General features: G+C 63.3%; 2 protein-coding genes. One reads left to right on the top strand and one right to left on the bottom strand.

Going from position 1 to position 2,086, the window contains the following annotated elements:
• Positions 1-152 precede the first annotated feature (152 nt).
• The gene (locus ACFVTE_RS24515) at positions 153-1,382 is read right to left on the bottom strand and encodes a beta-ketoacyl-[acyl-carrier-protein] synthase family protein (protein WP_387105342.1); all 1,230 of its coding nucleotides are present in this window, start codon (positions 1,380-1,382) and stop codon (positions 153-155) included.
• 47 nt (positions 1,383-1,429) lie between these two features.
• Here ACFVTE_RS24515 and ACFVTE_RS24510 point away from each other — a divergent pair, with 47 nt between their 5' ends.
• Positions 1,430-2,068 (top strand): TetR/AcrR family transcriptional regulator C-terminal domain-containing protein, encoded by a 639-nt coding sequence (locus tag ACFVTE_RS24510; protein ID WP_387105339.1) that lies wholly within the window; start codon positions 1,430-1,432, stop codon positions 2,066-2,068.
• Positions 2,069-2,086 lie beyond the last annotated feature (18 nt).

The raw sequence follows: 2,086 nt of genomic DNA, 5'->3' as shown, positions 1-2,086 counted from the left end.
ATAGGCCTTGTCCCCGCGAACACGGTCCGGGCGGGTCCGGGGCCTTCCCGGACCCGCCCGATTGATTTTCAACTGCTCGATCCATCACGCTTACGCAGTAGCTGTTCACCCGTCTCTTCCATCCTGTCAGGTGGGCGGAGACGGGCAAACCTCTAATCCTTGCCGAAGATCAGGCTCACATTCTGGCCGCCAAATCCGAAGGAGTTGGACAGGACTGCGGGAGCAGTTCCGCGGCGCTGTTCGGTGACAAGGTCCAGCCCGATCCCTGGGTCGACGTTACCTCGATGAAGGTTTCGGGTGGGAGGGATGACCTCCTGCGCAACGCTCCGGACCGCAATGATGGCTTCGACGGCGCCGGCGGCACCGAAGAGATGTCCCAGGGAGGCCTTGGGCGCGGTCACCGGAATGGTGTCGCCGAAGATGGCCTTGATGGCTGTGGCTTCAGCCAGGTCACCCAAGGAGGTGCCGGTTGCGTGGGCGTTGACGTGGCCCACCTCGGCGGCACTCATTCCGGCATCGCCGAGGGCTTTGGTGATGGCGGTAATCTGGCCTTCACCGTCGTCCGCCGGTGCAGTCATGTGGAAGGCATCTGAGGCAATGCCCACCCCCCGCAGAACCGCATGAACGGTGGCGCCCCGGGCCATGGCATGCTCGGCACTTTCCAGCACCAACATGCCTGCGCCCTCGCCCAGGACGAAGCCGTCGCGGTCGGACGCAAACGGACGTGATGCAGAGGCGGGGTCTGCCGCAAGTGTTGACAGAGCCCTCGTTTGCAGGAAGGCAGCGACGGTGAAGGGCGTTATCGCGGCTTCAGCACCACCGGCAATGACCACATCCGCCTCACCAGATCGGATCAATCTAGCGGCCATGACGATTGCTTCGGCACCAGAGGAACACGCCGAGACCGGAGTGTAAGAACCAGCCTTGGCGCCGTAGCGGATGCTGACAGCCGCGGCGGGTCCGTTGGCCATGAGCATCGGTACTGCCCGTGGGGATACCCGGCGTTGGCCGCGGTTCTCCAAGGTGTCGTCTTCCCGGAGCAGTGTGCCGATGCCTCCCACGCCTGTTCCCACCGCCACAGCCAGGCGGGCGCCGTCAACCTCGGGCGAACCCGCGTCGGCCCAGGCTTCAGCCGCGGCAACCATGGCGGCTTGCTGAACGCGGTCCAGTCGTTTGGCTTCGACGGTGTCAAGCCCGGTGGCGGGGTCGGCGGCCATGGGCGCGGCGATGTTCACAGGGAGCCCGCTGTCCTGCAGCATATCCAGCCCGACATCCCGCACCCCTGAACAGCCCTCAAGGAGGGCAGCCCACGTAGTGTCGACCGTGCCTCCCAAAGGCGTAGTGGCGCCGATTCCTGTTACCGCGATATCTCGTGCCCTCATGGCAACTCCTTTTCTTGTATGGCATACAAGATATCCTGCATAGTTGTATGAAGTACAATTTTTTCATGACCGCGGAGCGCAAGAGTAAACGCCAGCCGGGGGACCCATCCCAAGCTCGTGGCCACTCGACCAAGGGTCGGATCCTGGATAGCGCGGTCAAGCTCTACCTCGCCAATCCTTCCGCTAAGGTGAGCGTGGCGGCGATTGCCGCCGATGCCGGGGTATTTCCCAACCAGGTGACTTACTACTTCGGTTCCAAAGACTCGCTCTTCATCCACGCAGCTTTCCTGGCCCTGCTCCACGATGCGGAGCGCCTGGAAGCGATCGGCCACAGCGCAGGGACTCCCGAGTCATTTCGAAGGAACATGGCCCGAACGGCGCTGATTCTCCCGTCCATGCCACTGGTGGTGCGCGCCTTGGCGGTGGGAACATCCGTGCCGGCCCTGGCCTCGGTGGTGGATCAGCATCTGAATCTGCTGTTCCACCAGTCCGAGCGCTACCTCGCCCGCATGCTGAAGCAACGTCACTGGGAAGTACAACGTCCCATCCCAGTGGAAACAAGGACGTTCTGGAGCGCAGCCTTCGGAGCCACCCTCCTGTCGCAGGCTGGCGCCACCGGCTCCGGAAGCGACGTGGACTTGGCCGGCACTCTGACGGTTCAAGTAAAGAGCGTGAAGGGCTCTTAGCAGCGGGGACAAGGCCTA

The organism is Arthrobacter sp. NPDC058097 (genome assembly GCF_042884885.1).
Classification (GTDB): Bacteria; Actinomycetota; Actinomycetes; order Actinomycetales; family Micrococcaceae; genus Arthrobacter.
This window is presented reverse-complemented; position numbering and strand designations above follow the sequence as displayed.